This window comes from Streptomyces flavochromogenes, from assembly GCF_000717595.1.
Taxonomy (GTDB): Bacteria; Actinomycetota; Actinomycetes; order Streptomycetales; family Streptomycetaceae; genus Streptomyces; species Streptomyces flavochromogenes.
In genome coordinates this window covers 47,425-63,334 of the sequence record NZ_JNZO01000015.1, presented here as the reverse complement: position 1 = coordinate 63,334, position 15,910 = coordinate 47,425, and the positions used below count along the sequence as shown (strand labels likewise).

Here is a 15,910-nt window from a genome sequence, read left to right as displayed (position 1 = left end):
CGGCCTGATGACCAGGACACCCACAACGCGCCACTTGCGCGCTGCCGCACGCCGGTGCGCCGCGGAGCACCGGCGTGAGCGAGCGTCAGGAACGTTCGTACGCTGTGAAGGCCGCCGCCCAGCCGCGTCGGCCGGATGACGAGCGGCTCGACGAGCGGGACCGTACGGAGGGCGGATGGGCTGCAGTCAGTGCTCACCGTGCTTGCGAGCGCGGCGCACCGGCCGGTGGGTGTTCACGAGGTGACGTCCGTTTCCGTCGGCTCGTCCGGTGTGGAGTCACCAGGTGGGTGGACGGTGGGGGCGTCCTGCGTGAGGTAGCCGGCCACACCGGTGAGTTCGAGTATGCGGGTCATCTGAGCGGGCTGACGATGAAGGTGCAGGGTGATGCCTTCAGGGTGGGCGCGGCGGTGCAGGAGGAGGAGGGCGGTCAGGGCGCTGGAGTCGATGCCGGTGAGACTGCTCCAGTCCAGGTGCAGGTCCTTCAGAACCGGCCCCTGCTGTGCGCGGTGGCTGTCCAGCGCCTCGTTGACCTCGTACGTGAACTGCGCAGTGGTGGTGTAGTCGAGCTCTCCCGCGATGGCCAGGTACAGCGAGTACGGCTCGACGCTGTGGACCGTCACGGTGAGGTCGGCCGGCAGGTAGGGGGTCATGCGGTGATTCCCGGGCCGGTGTGATGGGAGCCGGCCTGCAGGGCCTCGGTAGCGGTCTTGAGGAAGGTCAGCGTGCGGGGGAAGTCGCGCAGCTGTCCGGCCAGCACCTCCAGGCCCAGGTGCAGGCCGGCGGCGGGAACATGACGGGCGTGGAGGATGCCGGCCGTCCAGGTGGTGAAGCCGGTGAACAGCTCGGCGTCGTCGACGTAGAGGGCGACGGCGAGGAAGTCGACGATGTGGGCGATGTCCTCCGCGGTGCGTTCCCGCTGGGCGGTGCTGTAGGTCCGCATGGCCGGCCAGCGCGCGTCCAGTGCTGCCAGGCTCTGCTTCACCAGGGCGGTACGCCGGGTGACGACCAGTGTGTACTCCTGGTCGGTGAGGTGGGGGAGGTCGTCGTCGATCTGCTGGCGCCGCCCCGCGTGGTGCTGGGTCAGGCCCTGGTCAAGGCGGGCCGCGGCTTCCCGGGCATCGGGTGCCCAGGCGTCGGCGCGCAGAAGACGGGCGTATCGGCCGTCGGCGCCGAAGGCCGCGCCGCCGGCCATGACGGAGACTCCGATGGACTGCAGCGCACTGATCGCGTTGTGGGCGGTGGGCAGTCGGGTCGGCAGGGAGGCGGAGAGCAGCACCGCCGTGGGGTTGGTCTGGTGGACGTGGGCGACCAGATGGGGTGTGGGGGTGTGTCCGCCGAGGAAGTCGACGTGCCAGCCGCGGTGGGTGAGGACCTCGGCCAGCAGCCGGGCGGGCAGGACGTGCCACTCGCCCTCCACGCACGCCACCGTCACACGTCCGCGCGTGCGGAGGTGGAGTGGGTGGGGGTTCTGGTGGTGGGCGAGGGCGGCCAGGACACGGTCGGTGATCGCGCTGGCGGCGTGTTCGGCGGCCACGCTGATCCGGTCGGCGGCCCATTCGACGCCGATCCTGTGCTGCACGCCGGCGACGACATCCAGCAGGAGGGCCTCGGCGTCCACTCCGGCATCGGCCGCGGCCGTCACCAGCCGCATCGCGGCCGGCTCGTCCCGGTCGATCGCCGCCGCCCACAGCCGCTCGGACAGCTCGTGCAGGGGGTGGGGGGTTGTCGTACTGGTCATCACTGTTCCCTGTCGTGCGGCCGGGAGTCGTCGTGCTCGCCCACGAGGTGCGGTGTGCCGCCTCCGCCGAGCGGGGTGGTGATCGCCAGGGTGGCCATGTCGTCGTGCTCGCGGCCGCCGAGCCACTGCGAGGCCAGCATCTGCACCCGCTCCACGACTGCTTCCGCCGGCATCCGTACGCACTCACGCAAAGCCGTTCGCAGCCTTTCCTCGCCATAGAGCTGATCCCCCAGAGGTCCGCCACGGGCCTCGGTGATTCCGTCGGTGTAGAGCAGGCAGGTCTCCCCGGGCGCCAGCACCACCTCCGTGCTCTGTGCATGGATCTCGGGGAGGGCGCCGATGAGAGTGCCGCTGGTCGCGGCCTCCTCCACCCGGCCGTCGGTGCGGACGATGAGCGGGGGCAGGTGGCCGGCGCTGGTCAGCCTGATCCGCACCTCTCCCTGACGGCGCTGTACGGAGGCCAGGACCAGGGTGGCGAAACGGGTGTGGTGGGAGTTCATGAGGGCGTCGTTGAGGAGGGTCAGGACATGCTTGTGGTCTCCGGACAGCGGCAGCAGCGCGTGCAGCACGCTACGGATCTTGCCGGTCAGGACGGCTGCTTCCAGGCCCTTGCCCGCCACGTCTCCCAGGACGACGAAGGTCTCCTTGGAGTCGCCGGTGCCGGGGTGGACGTCGTAGAAGTCGCCGCCGACGCGTTCGTGGTCCTTCGCCGCCCGGTAGATGCCCGCGTACTCCACCCCGTGAAGTCTCTCCAGCTTCGGCGGCAGCAGCTCGCGCAGCAGGGTCGTCGTGATGGAGGCCTGCTCCGCGTACAGCCGTGCCGCCGACAGAGCGGCGCCGGCTCGTGCGGCGAACAGGCGGGCGAAGACCTCCTCGCCGTCGCTGAAGGCCTGGTGCGTGCTGGAACGCAGCAGGATGAGCACGCCGGCGGGCATGCCGTAACCGGGCAGCGGCGTGACGATCACCGATCCGATCGGACCGGTGAAGCCGGGCGGTACCGCCCAGTCGGGGATGTCACCGGGGTCGATCCACCGTGTGGGCACCGGGGGGAAACCTTGCAGAGCCTCCGTCAGACCCGGGACGGCGCGCGGATCGATCGCCGCCGTCTTGTGGGCGACCTCGCCGCCCACCTGGGTGTAGGTCAGGCTGTGGCGACGTCCCTGGGCCGGGGCGACGACGACCGCGGCGTTGGCCAGGTGGTCCGCGGCCATGCGTACGGTCACCTCTGTGCAGCGTTCGACGTTCAGTGACGAGAACAGGGCGCTGGAGATGTCGGCCAGGATCGTGGTGCGCTCGCGCTCGCCCTGCAGTGCCTGCTGGGCCAGGTGCAGATCGGTGTTCTCCACCAGCCACCACACCACACACCCGTCTTCGCCGGGCGACGGATGCGCTTCGAACGTGCGTCCCGCCACCGTGCCCGAGGCGCTCTCGGGCGGGCCGACCGCTGGGGTCGGCCGCCGGTGGGCCTGGGCCAGCCAGTCCGGCAGCGAGCCGACGAACACATCCTCGCCCGCCTGGGCGAACAGATGGGAGGCGGCCTCATTGGTTTCGACGACGTCGCCGACGCTGTCGGTGACGAGAACGGGGTAGGGGGCCTCGGCCCACGCCGTACTGACGTGAACGCCACCACCGTGCGGACGGTCAGGGGTACCCGGGGAACGGATCACAAACAGGGGAACGCATCGCGCGCACCCCACCACCTCTCTGCCGCTGGGAAACAGATTTCCTACCGCAACCGTCTCGCATCCACCAGCCCCGTGCAATGTTGTACCGAAGTCCGCACGACTTCCCCACACAACCCGCCGCAAACCGCCCCTCCCGGGTGCGGCCGTACCGGTCTACCGCGTTCACGGGCGGGAAGACTGTCCCGCCCCGCCTTCAATCCCGGGCAGCCGCCCGTGTTCTGAGCCGCCATCCCGCTTTCAGGGAGCACCGGGCGGTGAGGGCGTCGTCGCCGACTGACCCGCAGGGCCTCGGCGGTGACGTCCGGCCCTTCCGGCGGCCGGGCGGCGGCGGAACGGCCCGGGGCCGCGCGGTGACGTCCGCCGGCTGCTCCCGGTGCCCTTCGTGCCCCGCCGCTCACCGGATGCCGCTCCGGCCTCCACTCCCGCTGCCCCGGCCTCCGCGTCCGGTCTTGGCCTCAAGGGCGGCGCGCGTCGTGGGCCCGTACACGCCTCGCTCCTCCGGTATGTCGTGGAGGCGTTGGAAACTGCTCAGAGCGGCCTCCAGGAAGGGGCCGAAATCGCCGTCCGTCGCTCCGAAGCAGAGGTAGAGCCGTCGGAGACGGCGCTGGAGGTCCTCGTCTTCACCGACCGCAGGCCCTACGAGGAGCTGATCGCAAGCCACGCCGCCGAACGTGAGGAGCAGGCGGAGCGGCAGGCCGCCCTCGCCTCCCGGTGCGCCGAACTGGCCAGGACTCGCTGTTCCGCCGACCGAGGGGGCAGTGCTCAGAGCGTCTCACGCAGCAGGGCCGCCTCGTGGTCGAGGTGGTGGAGCAGGGCCTGGAGGGCCGGGGTGCGGGTGCGGTGAGCCGCCTCGGTGGTGCCCACCGTGCGCCCCACCGAGGGAAGTTCGATGGGCAGCGCGGCGAGCTGCTCGTCGGCGTGCAGGACCAGCTCGGGCAGCAGCGCCACCATGTCCGTCTGCAGGAGCAGCGCGCGCATCGTGAGGATCGACGTGCACTCGACCCGGTCGGCGGGCAGCGCGAGGCCCCGGTCGGCGAAGAGGGCGCCCAACTCCTGGCGCAGGGCGGTCTGTTCGACCGGCAGGATCCAGGGGAAGTCGAGGGTGTCGGTGAGAGCGGCGCCGGCGGTCTCCAGCAGCGGGTGACCGGACCGGACGGCGAGTCGGATGCGTTCCCGGTAGAGCCTTCGGTGGCGCAGTCCGTCCCCCTCCTTGGGGGCCGACCCCACCCGACCGACGATGACGTCCAGTTCGCCCGCGAGCAGGGCCGGCTGGAGGGCGTCCGGCGTGCCCTCCCGTACGACGACGGTGACCTGGGGCCGTTCGCGCTTCAGCTGTGCGATGGCCCGGGGGAGCAGCACGTTCGTGCCGGCGAGGAGCGCGCCGACGGTCACGGTGCCCTCCCGGCCCTGGCGCAGCGCGGTGAGGTGTTCCCCGGCCCGACGCATCTCGGCGATCACGGCGCGGGCGTGCTCCGCGAGCGCCTCTCCGTAGAGCGTCGCGCGCATGCCGCGCGGCATGCGGACGAACAGCGGAAGGTCGGCGACCCCCTCCAGTTCGCGGAGCGTGCGGGTGGCGGCGGGTTGGGTGAGGTGGAGGGTCTCGGCCGCACGCCCCACGCTGCCGTGGTCGTGGATGGCGACGAGCAGGGTGAGGTGCCGGAACTTCAGCCGGCCGTCCAGGAGGTCCATCGCCGGGGCTCCTTCCGGGAGCGGTCAGCCGAGCCGGAGTCACGCATACCTGAATCGGTATGGGCTGAGTGCCGTTTGGCATTGGATCGGTATGGCTCGGTGGGTGCACGATACCGGCACACGCCGGGGGACCAGAACCGAATCCCCGGCCACGCAACGGAGGTCTGCAAGGTGCGCTCACCTGTGCGGCATTACGTAGGGGGCGAGTTCGACGCCTCGGGCGTCCCGTTCCCGCTCGTCGACCCGGCCCGTGGCACCGTCGTCGGCGAAGCGCCCGCGGCCCCGCGGGAGCTGGTCGACCGTGCGGTGGGTGCGGCGCGGGAGGCACTCGGCCCGTGGGCATCCTGGAGCCCGGCGGAACGGTCGCGACTCCTGCACCGGATCGCCGACGGCATCGAGGGGCGTTTCGAGGAGTTCGTCACCGCCGAGTGCGCCGACACGGGCAAGCCCCGCGAGCTCGCCTCGACGGTCGACATCCCGCGTGCGATCGCCAACTTCCGCTCGTACGCCGACCTCCTCGCCGGGCGCGGTGAGCGGTCCTGGCACACGACCACCCCGGACGGCCGGGGCGCGCTCAACTACACCGTGCACAAGCCGCTCGGCGTCGTCGCGGTGATCTCGCCGTGGAACCTGCCGCTGCTGCTGCTCACCTGGAAGGTGGCTCCGGCGCTCGCCACGGGCAACACGGTGATCGCCAAGCCGTCCGAGCTGACACCCGGCACGGCCTGCCTGCTTGCCGAGGTGATGGCCGACGCGGACGTGCCCGCGGGGGTCTTCAACCTCGTCCACGGTGGTGGCGCGGACGGCGCGGGGCAGTGGCTCACCGAGCACCCGGGGGTGGACGCGATCGCCTTCACCGGCGAGTCGCGCACCGGCGGGACGATCATGCGGGCCGCCGCCGCGCGACTGGCCCCCGTCTCGTTCGAGCTGGGAGGGAAGAACGCAGGCCTCGTCTTCGCCGACGCGGATCTGGACCAGGCCGTGGCAGGCACCCTCCGCTCGTCGTTCACCCACAGCGGGCAGGTGTGCCTGTGCACCGAACGGGTGTACGTGGAGCGGCCGGTGTTCGACGCGTTCGCCGAGGCCCTGGCCGCCGGCGCCCGGGCGCTGAGCGGATACGGCCCGATGGTCTCCGCGGCTCACCGCGACAAGGTCGTGAGCTACCTCGACAAGGCCGCGGCCGACGGCGACGTGCTCGCGGGAGGTGGGACGCCGCGCTTCTCCGACGAGCGGGACGGCGGCTTCTGGGTGGAGCCGACCGTGCTGGCCGGGCTTCCGGAGGACCACCCGGTGGTACGGGAGGAGATCTTCGGGCCCGTCGTCCACCTGGCGCCGTTCGACACCGAGGTGGAGGCAGTGTCACTCGCGAACACGGGGCCGTACGGGCTGGCCGCCACGGTGTGGACGGGCGACGTGAGCCGCGCGCACCGGGTCGCGCCGGCCCTCGACGTCGGGATCGCCTGGGTCAACACCTGGAACCTGCGCGACCTCCGTACCCCCTTCGGCGGAGTGAAGGCCTCCGGCATAGGCCGCGAGGGCGGCGACCACTCCCTCGACTTCTTCTCCGAACCGATGAATGTGTGCGTGAAACTGTGAACACGGTGGACGAAGCGGTGGTGAGCGCCGCCGAACGCCTCGACACGGCCCGCCTGACGGGCGTTCCCTGCGCCCCCGTCCGCGAACTGCTGCCCCCCGGCGACCTGGCGGCCGCCTACGCCGTCCAGACGGTCCTCGGCGAACGCCGGCGCGCTGAGGGGCGCCGGATCACAGGCTGGAAGATCGGACTGACCTCGGCGGCCGTCCAGACCCAGCTCGGCGTCGACAGGCCGGACTTCGGCCGCCTCACCGACGACATGGCGGTGCCGGACGGCGCCGACATCCCCTGGGGGGCGGTGCTCCAGGCCCGGGCAGAGGCCGAGGTCGCCCTGGTCCTCGAGCACGACCTCACCCACGAGCGGCACACCGTCGCCGACGTGATCAGAGCGACCGCGTTCGCGCTCCCGGCCGTGGAGGTCGTGGGCAGCCGGATCCGCGACTGGGACATCACGGCCGTCGACACGATCGCCGACAACGCCTCCAGCGGCGCGTACGTCCTGGGCACCCGCCCCGTACCGCTGCGGGAACTCGAATTGCGGACCGCCGGCATGGTGCTTGAGCGGCAGGGAGAGCCCGTGTCCACCGGAGCGGGTGCCGCCTGTCTGGGGAATCCGCTGCACGCCGCCGTGTGGCTGGCGGACACGCTCGTACGCCTCGGTCATCCGCTGAGGGCCGGGGACACCGTGCTCACCGGCGCACTCGGCCCCATGACGACCGTGGAGCCCGGCGATGTGCTCGAAGCCCGCATCGACGGCCTCGGTTCGGTACGCGCGGCGTTCGGCCGCACCGGACGGGAGGGAGACACCCGATGAACATCACGGCACTGGCCGAGGCACTCGACACGGCGGCGCGCCAAGGCCGCCCGCTGTCCGGCGGCGCGGGCGGACCGAAGGACACCGAGGAGGCGTACGCCGTCCAGGAGGCGCTGGTCGCCCGGCGGCTGGCCCGCGGCGAGCGGCTCACCGGCTTCAAGCTGGGCTTCACCAGCCTGGCCAAGATGCGGCAGATGGGCGTCTCCGACCTCATCCACGGGCGCCTGACGGACCGGATGGAGATCCCCGACGGCGGGCGCGTCGACACGTCCGGTCTGATCCATCCCCGGGTCGAGCCCGAGGTCGCCTTCCTGCTCGGAGACACGCTGCGCCCCGGGGGCGACCCGATGGCGGCGGTCGCCGCGGTGGCCCCGGCGCTGGAGGTCATCGACTCGCGCTACCACGGCTTCCGGTTCTCGCTCCCCGAGGTGATCGCCGACAACACCTCCGCCGCCGGGTACGCGCTGGGAACCTGGAGCGCACCCGGTGACCTGGACAACGTCGGTGTCCTGCTGGAGCTCGACGGGCGCCTGGCCGAGACCGGTTCCACCGCGGCCATCCTGGGGAACCCCCTGCGGGCCCTCGCCGCGGCCGCCCGGCTCGCCGGTGAGCTGGAACCCGGCACGGTGATCCTCGCCGGCGCGGCGACAGCCGCCGTGCCCCTGCCCCCCGGCACGCACGTGCGGGCCACGGTCGCGGGCCTCGGCTCCGTCTCCCTCACCACCGGGGAGGCCGCGTGATCGTCCCCGGCGCCGCCCCGCCGCGCGGCCGGTTCCCCCACTTCCGGCGCGCGGGCGACCTGGTCTTCGTCTCCGGTACGAGCGCCCGCCGCCCCGACGGCACGTTCGTCGGCGCGAGCGCCGACGCGATGGGAGTGACGGACCTCGACATCCGCGCCCAGACCCGGGCCGTGCTCGACAACATCGCGCGACTGCTGGCCGCGGCGGGCGGCGGCTTGGCGGACCTGGTGTCCGTCACCACGTACCTCGTCGGCATGAACGACTTCGGCGGTTACAACGAGGTCTACGCCGAGTACTTCGACGAGCGCGGCCCGGCCCGTACCACCGTCGCCGTCCACCAGCTTCCCCATCCGCACCTCTTGATCGAGATCAGCGCCGTCGCCCACATCCCGGGGAACCGCGAAGAGGGGGAAACGGAACCACGGACCGTCGAAGCGCGAACCGTCGAAGCGCAGCCCACCGAACCCCGAACCACCGAAGCCCGCCTCTCCCGGAACAAGGAATCCCGACCGTGACCATGCGACCGTTCAACCTCCACGCCTGGATCGAGGAACACCGCCACCTGCTCAAGCCGCCCGTCGGCAACGTCCAGATCTGGCAGGACGCCGATCTGATGGTCACGGTCGTCGGCGGCCCCAACCGCCGCACCGACTTCCACGACGACCCGATCGAGGAGTTCTTCTACCAGCTCAAGGGCGACATGGTGCTCCGCGTCATGGACGAGGAGGGGAGCCCGCCGCGCGACATCCACATCCGCGAGGGAGACGTCTTCCTCCTCCCGCCGCACGTGCGGCACTCGCCGCAGAGGCCCGAGGAGGACAGCGTCGGCCTGGTCGTCGAGTTCGCCCGCCCGCAGGGCAGCCGGGACGCCTTCGAGTGGTACTGCATGGAGTGCCACCACCTGGTGCACCGCAGCGAGGTACAGCTCACCTCGATCGTCGACGACCTCCCGCCGGTGTTCGACTCGTTCTACGGGAACGAGGCGGCGCGCACCTGCGGAGACTGCGGCGCGTCGCACCCGGGCAAGGACTGGCCGGAGGAGCTGCGGCCGCGCACGCGCCGCGACGAGGCGGGCGGCGCATGACCGTCGTCGACATCCACGCCCACGTCTTCCCGGAGATCGGCCGCGCCGAATCGCGGCGGCTCACCGGCTCCGACGACGGCCCCTGGCTCCGGACCACGGACGGTCCGGACGCCGGGATGATGATGACCGGGTCCGCCGAATACCGGCCGGTGCGCCGCACCCTGTGGGACCCGGCCGAGCGCGTCGCCGACCTGGACCGGCTCGGCGTGGACATCCAGGTGCTGTCCAGCACCCCGTTGCTCTTCGGCTACGGACTGGACTCCGGGCGCGCCGTCGACTGGTGCCGCACGATCAACTCCCGGCTCCTCGCCTACGGCGCGCACGCCCCGCACCGGCTGGCCCCCCTGTGCCAGGTGCCGCTGCAGGACACCGAGGCCGCCTGCGCCATGCTCAGCGAGGCGATGCGGCAGGGTTTCCACGGCGTCCACATCGGCAACCACCTCGGGGACCGCGACCTCGACCACGGCGCTCTCGCGGAGTTCCTCACACACTGCGCCGAGGAGGACGCCGCCGTCCTCGTCCATCCCTGGGACCTGCCCACCGGCCGGCGCTACTCCCGATACATGCTGGCCTGGTTGGCGGGCATGGCATCCGAGACGCACCTGACCATCCTGTCGCTCATCCTCTCAGGGGCCTTCGAGCGCCTGCCCGCCTCGCTGCGCCTGCTCTTCGCCCACGGCGGCGGCAGCTTCCCGTACCTCCTCGGCCGGTCCGACAACGCCTGGCACCGCCGAGACCTGGTCCGCGCCGACAGCCCCCACCCGCCCTCGCACTACACCCGGCGCTTCTCCGTCGACTCCGCCGTCTTCGACCCGGGGGCACTGCGCCTGCTCGTGGACGTGATGGGCGCGGAACGGGTGCTGCTCGGCTCCGACCATCCCTTCCCGCTCGGCGAGGAGGACATCGGCCGCCTGGTACGGGAGAGCACGCTCACCCCCGAGGAGACGGAGGCCGTCCTCGGAGGCAACGCCGTCCGCTTCTTCGGGCTCACCCCGCTGCTGAAGGAGGCCGTCCGATGAAGGCAGCCGTGATCGGGTCGGGCAACATCGGCACCGACCTCCTCATCAAGATCGTCCGGGGGGCGGGCAACGTCACGGCCGCGGCGATGATCGGGATCGACCCCGAGTCGGAGGGACTCGCACGGGCCCGCCGGCTCGGGGTGCGGACGAGCGCGGACGGCGTCGCGGGGCTGCTGGCGCTCGACGACTTCGACGACATCGACCTCGTCTTCGACGCCACCTCGGCAGCCGCCCACCACCGCAACGCGGCCGCCCTCGCGCCGTACGGAAAGCAGATCGTCGACCTCACCCCGGCGGCCCTCGGACCCTACGTCGTCCCGCCCGTGAACCTCGACCGACACCTCGACGCCCCCAACCTCAACATGGTCACCTGTGGAGGCCAGGCCACCGTCCCCATCGTCGCCGCCGTCTCGGCCACGACACCGGTGCACTACGCCGAGATCGTCGCCTCGATCGCCTCGCGGTCGGCGGGACCCGGTACCAGGGCGAACATCGACGAGTTCACCGAGACCACGGCCCGCGCCCTGGAGCAGGTGGGAGGCGCGGCCCGAGGCAAGGCCATCATCGTCCTCAACCCGGCGGAGCCGGCGCTCCTGATGCGCGACACCGTGCACTGCGTCGTCGACGCCTGCGACACGGCGCGGGTGGCCGCCTCCGTACACGCGATGGCCGCCTCCGTCGCCGCCTACGTGCCCGGCTACCGGCTCAAGCAGGAGCCGCAGTTCCGCGCGCTGCCCGCCGGCGACCCGATCACCCGACTCGCCGGCGGAGGGCGACTGCTCGTCTCCGTCTACCTGGAGGTGGAGGGCGCCGCCCACTACCTCCCGGCCTACGCCGGAAACCTCGACATCATGACCTCCGCCGCGCTGCGCACCGCCGAGCGCCTGGCCGAACGGAGTCCGGCCCGATGACCTCGGTCTACGTCCAGGACGTCACCCTTCGCGACGGCATGCACGCCGTGTCGCACCGCTACACCCTCGACCAGGTGCGGACCATCGCGTCAGCCCTGGAGGCCGCCGGAGTCGACGCCGTCGAGGTCGCCCACGGCGACGGCCTCTCCGGCTCCTCCCTCACCTACGGCCCCGGCGCGCACACCGACTGGGAATGGCTGGAGGCCGCGGCCGAGGTACTCGACCGGGCCAGGCTCACCACCCTGCTGCTGCCCGGTGTCGGAACCGCCGACGACCTGCGCCGCGCCCACGCCCTCGGGGTCACCTCCGTGCGCGTCGCCACCCACTGCACCGAGGCGGACATCTCCGCCCAGCACATCGGCCTGGCCCGGGAGCTGGGAATGGACGTGGCGGGATTCCTCATGATGTCCCACATGGCGGCGCCGGCCGAACTGGCCGCCCAGGCACGCCTGATGGAGTCGTACGGCGCCCACTGCGTCTACGTCACGGACTCCGGCGGCCGGCTCACCATGGACGGCGTACGGGACCGGGTCCACGCCTACCGCGACGTCCTCGACCCCGCCACCGAGATCGGCATCCACGCCCACCACAACCTCGGCCTGGGCGTGGCCAACAGCGTCACCGCGGTGGAGGCGGGCGCCCACCGTGTGGACGCCTCGCTCGCGGGCCAGGGGGCCGGGGCCGGGAACGCGCCGCTGGAGCCGACCGTGGCGGTCTTCGACCTCATGGGCTGGGAGCACGGCTGCGACCTGTTCCCGTTGATGGACGCCGCGGAGGAACTCGTACGGCCGACGCAGGACCGGCCCGTACGCGTCGACAGGGAGACGCTGACCCTGGGCTACGCCGGGGTGTACTCCAGCTTCCTGCGGCACGCGGAGGCCACCGCTCTGCTGCACGGTCTCGACACCCGGGACCTGCTCGTGGCGGCCGGTCGGCGCCGACTCGTCGGCGGACAGGAGGACCTGCTCGCGGACATCGCGCTGGACCTCGTCCGCGAGCGCGATTCCCCCGCTCCCGCAACGGCCGCCCTCCCCGCCACCCCTCTCGCACCGAAGGAGTGACCTCGTGCCGAACGGAACACCCCACGCAACTCACAACGCGACACCGAACAGGGCGCCCCGCGGAAGCACCCGCGGAGCACCCACCGAGCAGCGCTCGGCACCACCCGGCGCCAACCTCGACGCCGCATCCATCGAGGCCACCGCGGCCATTGACGACACCACGTCCATCGACGATGCCGCATCCATCGAGAAGCTCATCGCCACGCGGACCGAACGCGCTGCCGCGCTGGACGCCGCCGACCCGCTGGCCCACGTCAGGGACCGCTTTCTTCTCCCCGAGGGGATCGTCTACCTCGACGGCAACTCCCTCGGCGCGCTGCCCGCCGCCGTCCCCCCGGCCGTCGAGGATGCCGTTCACCGGCAGTGGGGGACCGACCTGATCCGCTCCTGGAACGCCAACGGCTGGTGGGAGGCGCCGGTGCGGACCGGCGATGCCATCGGCCGACTGATCGGTGCGGCCGCGGGCCAGGTCGTGGCCGGGGACTCCACCAGCGTCCAGCTGTTCAACACCCTGCTCGCCGCGGCGAGGCTGCGCCCCGGCCGACGGCTGCTCCTGACCGACCCCGACCACTTTCCCACCGACCAGTACATCGCGGACTCGGTGGGCCGGCTGCTGGACCTGGAGGTCCGCCGGATACCCGCGCGCGAGGCCGCGGCGGTGCTCGCCGCCGAAGGAGCGGACGTCGCGGTCGTCGCCTACGCCCCGGTGGACTACCGCACCGGCGAGCTGCACGACATCGCCGGGCTCACCGCCGCCGCGCACGCCGCGGGCGCCCTGGCGCACTGGGACCTGTGCCACGCGGCGGGCGCCCTGCCGATCGAACTCGACGCAGCGGGCGCGGACTTCGCTGTCGGCTGCGGGTACAAATACCTCTCGGGCGGCCCCGGCGCCCCCGCCTTCGCCTACGTCGCCGCCCGCCACCAGCAGGCCTTCGACCACCCCGTCACCGGCTGGCACGGGCACGCGGAGCCGTTCGCCATGTCCGGTACGTACGCCCCCGCCGAGGGCATCACCCGGGCCCGCATCGGCACGCCGGCCCTGCTCTCGCTGGTCGCCCTGGAAGCCGCACTGACGGCGTACGACGGCGTGGACATGGAGTCCGTACGGGCCAAGAGCCTCTCCCTCACCGGGTTCTTCCAGGAGTGCGCCGACTCCCTCCTCGACGGTCTCGGCTTCACCATGGCCACCCCGCGCGAGCCCGGACGCCGCGGCAGCCAGGTCGCCCTGCGGCACCCGGAGGCGTACCCGCTGGTCGCCGCGCTCACCGCGCGCGGTGTGATCGGCGACATGCGCGCCCCCGATCTGCTGCGCTTCGGCTTCAACGCCCTCTACCTCACGCACGCGGACGTGCTGCACGCCGTGCGCGAGCTGCGGGACATCGTGTGCACGGGCGGGCACAGGGCCGCCGCGTACCAGCAGCGCCCGACGGTCACCTGACGCGACGGTCGCCTGACCGCTCCGCCCGGCCCCCTGACCGCTCCCGACCACTCGGCTCGCGCGATCCCCGAGGTCACCGCACCCCCTGACCACCGCGCGACCGGGTCCACGCCGCTCGGTCACCTCCGTGCCGGCGGGCCGCGCCGTGCTCCGACACGGCCGGCATCCCTCCGTAGGTCCGTTCTCCGCCGCCGAGACCCTAGGACACACCATGCGAACACCGCGATCGCTCCGCACCAGAGCAACCCTGGCCACGGCCGTCGCCGCGGCCACCGCCGCGACCCTCCTGGTGCCGGGCAGCTCCGGCGCCACCACCGCGGCCACCACCGCCGATCCGAACATCCCGGACGTCTGCGCCGACCGGCGCCCCGAACCGGCGGACCCCGGCGCGTACGGCATGCAGCTCGACGACACCTTCCGCCATCCCGCCCTCACCCCGGTCGACGAGGAGCACGAGCACACGTTCCCGGGCCGCAACGAGAAGTACGACACCCGCTCGTACATCAAGAACATGAAGGTCGAAGCCGCCTACGAGGGAGTCGACTTCACCCCCGACTACTTCCACACCTGGCAGAACATCGTCGACTTCGACGGCCGTCGCTACATGTTCCAGTACGACCGCTCCGAGGGGCGCGTCTACGACATCACCGACGTGAGAAAGGTGAAGGTCGTCGAGCGGATGAGCCGCCAGGACGTGGACGGCGACGAGACCCGCTCCAACGGCACCTGGGCGGCCGACGACTACTGGGGCGCCTCCACGATCCAGTGGAACAAGAGGCTCGACGCCTACGTCATGGTGCAGAGCTTCGAGGACAAGCGGCAGATCCGGGAGCTCAGCGACGACCCGGCGCACGACAAGTACAGCAACCCGGAGGGCGTCAGGAAGCTGCGCGAGAAGCCCGGACTGAAGGGCTTCAAGGTGTTCCGGCTGGACGGCCCCCGTAAGAAGGACTGGAAGCTCCTCGCGACCGTCTCCACCGACGCCACCCAGAAGGACCCTCTCAAGAGCGACCCCGGCACGGCGCAGCAGGGCTCGGGCTCGCTCGACACGCCGTACTGGACCGGTCAGCGGTACATGTTCATCGCGACGGCGCCCGACGACACGTACTCCGGCACCGAGTACCCCACCAACCTGCACTCGGCCGGCTACCAGTCCTGGGACATGGCCGACCCGGCCCACCCGAAACTGCTCGACACCTGGCACCTGCCGGGCCAGCGCACCGGTGAGGACGCGGCGTACCGCAAGAACCCGCGCTGCGGCAACCGCACCAGCTGGATGGGCGCGCGCATGCCGCTCTTCATCCCCAAGCCCGTCGAGCAGGGCGGCCGTTACGCGTTCGCGGCCATGGGCGGCTACGGCCTGACCGTCCTCGACATCTCGAACCCTGCCGACCTGAGGACCGTGAGCCACCTGGACCTGCCGCCGTCCGTCGCGGGCACGGAGGGCGACAACATCGACGTCTCGCAGTACGAGAGGACCGGAATCGTCTACTACTCCGGCTACCCCCTCACCGAGGACTGTTACGAGCCCTACAAGGACGTCTACCAGATCGACGCGAAGGACCCGAAGAACCCCCGCGTCGTGGGCGTGCTGCCGCGCCCGACCCCGCCCCCGTCGGCCGGCTTCTCCGACTTCTGCCAGCGCCGCGGCAGCTTCGGCCCCAAGCGCACCGGCTCCTACACGAACCCGGGCCGCCACACCCCGGGCGTGCTCGGCTACGGCTTCTACAACGCGGGTGTGCAGTTCTTCGACGTCTCCGACCCGGCCGCGCCGAAGGTCGACGCCTACTTCGTCCCGAAGGCGTACGGCAGCGGCACCCCGGAGTACGCGTACGGGAACCAGACCCACGGGGTGTACGTGGAGTGGGACCGCAACATCGCCTGGGCGCTGACCAACCACGGCATCTACGCGCTGTCCTCGCAGAAGGTCCTGGGCAGTCCCGACCTGAACCGGCCCGATAAGCCCTTCCGGAACAGCGAGTTCTGACTCGCAGCACGCAGCACGCAGCACGCAGCACGCAGCACGCAGCACGCAGCACGCCGTACGCCGTACGCCGTACGCCGTACGCCGTACGCCGTACGCCGTACGCCGTACGCAGAGCGTCGCACGGCGCACGGCGCACGCCGCACGCTGCCG

14 protein-coding genes and 1 pseudogene are annotated in these 15,910 nt (G+C 71.9%); 10 read left to right on the top strand and 5 right to left on the bottom strand.

Annotation, left to right across the window (positions count from 1 at the left end):
* Positions 1-233 precede the first annotated feature (233 nt).
* The 5 genes from IF00_RS0120055 to IF00_RS0120035 form a co-directional block, all read right to left on the bottom strand.
* Positions 234-650 carry an STAS domain-containing protein gene (locus IF00_RS0120055; protein WP_051820504.1) on the bottom strand — a complete coding sequence of 139 codons (417 nt, stop codon included), beginning with the start codon at positions 648-650 and terminating at the stop codon, positions 234-236.
* A complete protein-coding gene (locus IF00_RS0120050; protein ID WP_051820503.1) occupies positions 647-1,738 on the bottom strand; it encodes a cobalamin B12-binding domain-containing protein in 1,092 nt (363 codons plus the stop codon). Before IF00_RS0120050 ends, IF00_RS0120055 begins: the two co-directional genes overlap by 4 nt.
* Positions 1,738-3,405 carry a PP2C family protein-serine/threonine phosphatase gene (locus tag IF00_RS0120045; protein WP_051820502.1) on the bottom strand — a complete coding sequence of 556 codons (1,668 nt, stop codon included), beginning with the start codon at positions 3,403-3,405 and terminating at the stop codon, positions 1,738-1,740. The genes IF00_RS0120050 and IF00_RS0120045 overlap by 1 nt, the downstream gene beginning before the upstream one ends.
* A 412-nt stretch (positions 3,406-3,817) precedes the next feature.
* Entirely contained in the window at positions 3,818-4,084 is a 267-nt protein-coding gene (locus IF00_RS43915; protein WP_158710502.1) for a peptidoglycan-binding domain-containing protein, read from the bottom strand.
* A 101-nt stretch (positions 4,085-4,185) separates the two neighbouring features.
* A complete protein-coding gene (locus IF00_RS0120035; protein WP_030319892.1) occupies positions 4,186-5,112 on the bottom strand; it encodes a LysR substrate-binding domain-containing protein in 927 nt (308 codons plus the stop codon).
* Between the two features lie 183 nt (positions 5,113-5,295).
* On the opposite strand from IF00_RS0120035, the gene IF00_RS0120030 reads away from it, so the two are divergent.
* From IF00_RS0120030 to IF00_RS0119985, 10 genes and pseudogenes are all read left to right on the top strand, one after another.
* Positions 5,296-6,708, top strand: a complete 1,413-nt coding sequence (locus IF00_RS0120030; RefSeq protein WP_245234588.1) for a 2-hydroxymuconic semialdehyde dehydrogenase — start codon at positions 5,296-5,298, stop codon at positions 6,706-6,708.
* Positions 6,693-7,520: a 2-keto-4-pentenoate hydratase gene (locus IF00_RS0120025; RefSeq protein WP_037638666.1), complete on the top strand. Its 828-nt coding sequence runs from the start codon at positions 6,693-6,695 to the stop codon at positions 7,518-7,520. Before IF00_RS0120030 ends, IF00_RS0120025 begins: the two co-directional genes overlap by 16 nt.
* Positions 7,517-8,260, top strand: a complete 744-nt coding sequence (locus IF00_RS0120020; RefSeq protein ID WP_030319887.1) for a 2-keto-4-pentenoate hydratase — start codon at positions 7,517-7,519, stop codon at positions 8,258-8,260. The genes IF00_RS0120025 and IF00_RS0120020 overlap by 4 nt, the downstream gene beginning before the upstream one ends.
* Positions 8,257-8,676: pseudogene (locus IF00_RS0120015) on the top strand (RidA family protein); the annotation flags it as partial. The gene IF00_RS0120020 and the pseudogene IF00_RS0120015, both read left to right, overlap by 4 nt.
* A gap of 95 nt (positions 8,677-8,771) precedes the next feature.
* A complete protein-coding gene (locus IF00_RS0120010) occupies positions 8,772-9,344 on the top strand; it encodes a 3-hydroxyanthranilate 3,4-dioxygenase (protein WP_030319883.1) in 573 nt (190 codons plus the stop codon).
* Positions 9,341-10,363: an amidohydrolase family protein gene (locus IF00_RS0120005; RefSeq protein ID WP_030319882.1), complete on the top strand. Its 1,023-nt coding sequence runs from the start codon at positions 9,341-9,343 to the stop codon at positions 10,361-10,363. Before IF00_RS0120010 ends, IF00_RS0120005 begins: the two co-directional genes overlap by 4 nt.
* Positions 10,360-11,274: an acetaldehyde dehydrogenase (acetylating) gene (locus IF00_RS0120000; protein WP_030319880.1), complete on the top strand. Its 915-nt coding sequence runs from the start codon at positions 10,360-10,362 to the stop codon at positions 11,272-11,274. The genes IF00_RS0120005 and IF00_RS0120000 overlap by 4 nt, the downstream gene beginning before the upstream one ends.
* Entirely contained in the window at positions 11,271-12,335 is a 1,065-nt protein-coding gene (dmpG, locus tag IF00_RS0119995) for a 4-hydroxy-2-oxovalerate aldolase (protein WP_051820501.1), read from the top strand. Before IF00_RS0120000 ends, dmpG begins: the two co-directional genes overlap by 4 nt.
* A gap of 166 nt (positions 12,336-12,501) precedes the next feature.
* Positions 12,502-13,773, top strand: coding sequence for a kynureninase (kynU, locus tag IF00_RS0119990; RefSeq protein ID WP_425338338.1), 1,272 nt, complete (start codon positions 12,502-12,504; stop codon positions 13,771-13,773).
* A 211-nt stretch (positions 13,774-13,984) separates the two neighbouring features.
* A complete protein-coding gene (locus IF00_RS0119985) occupies positions 13,985-15,760 on the top strand; it encodes an LVIVD repeat-containing protein (RefSeq protein WP_051820500.1) in 1,776 nt (591 codons plus the stop codon).
* Positions 15,761-15,910 lie beyond the last annotated feature (150 nt).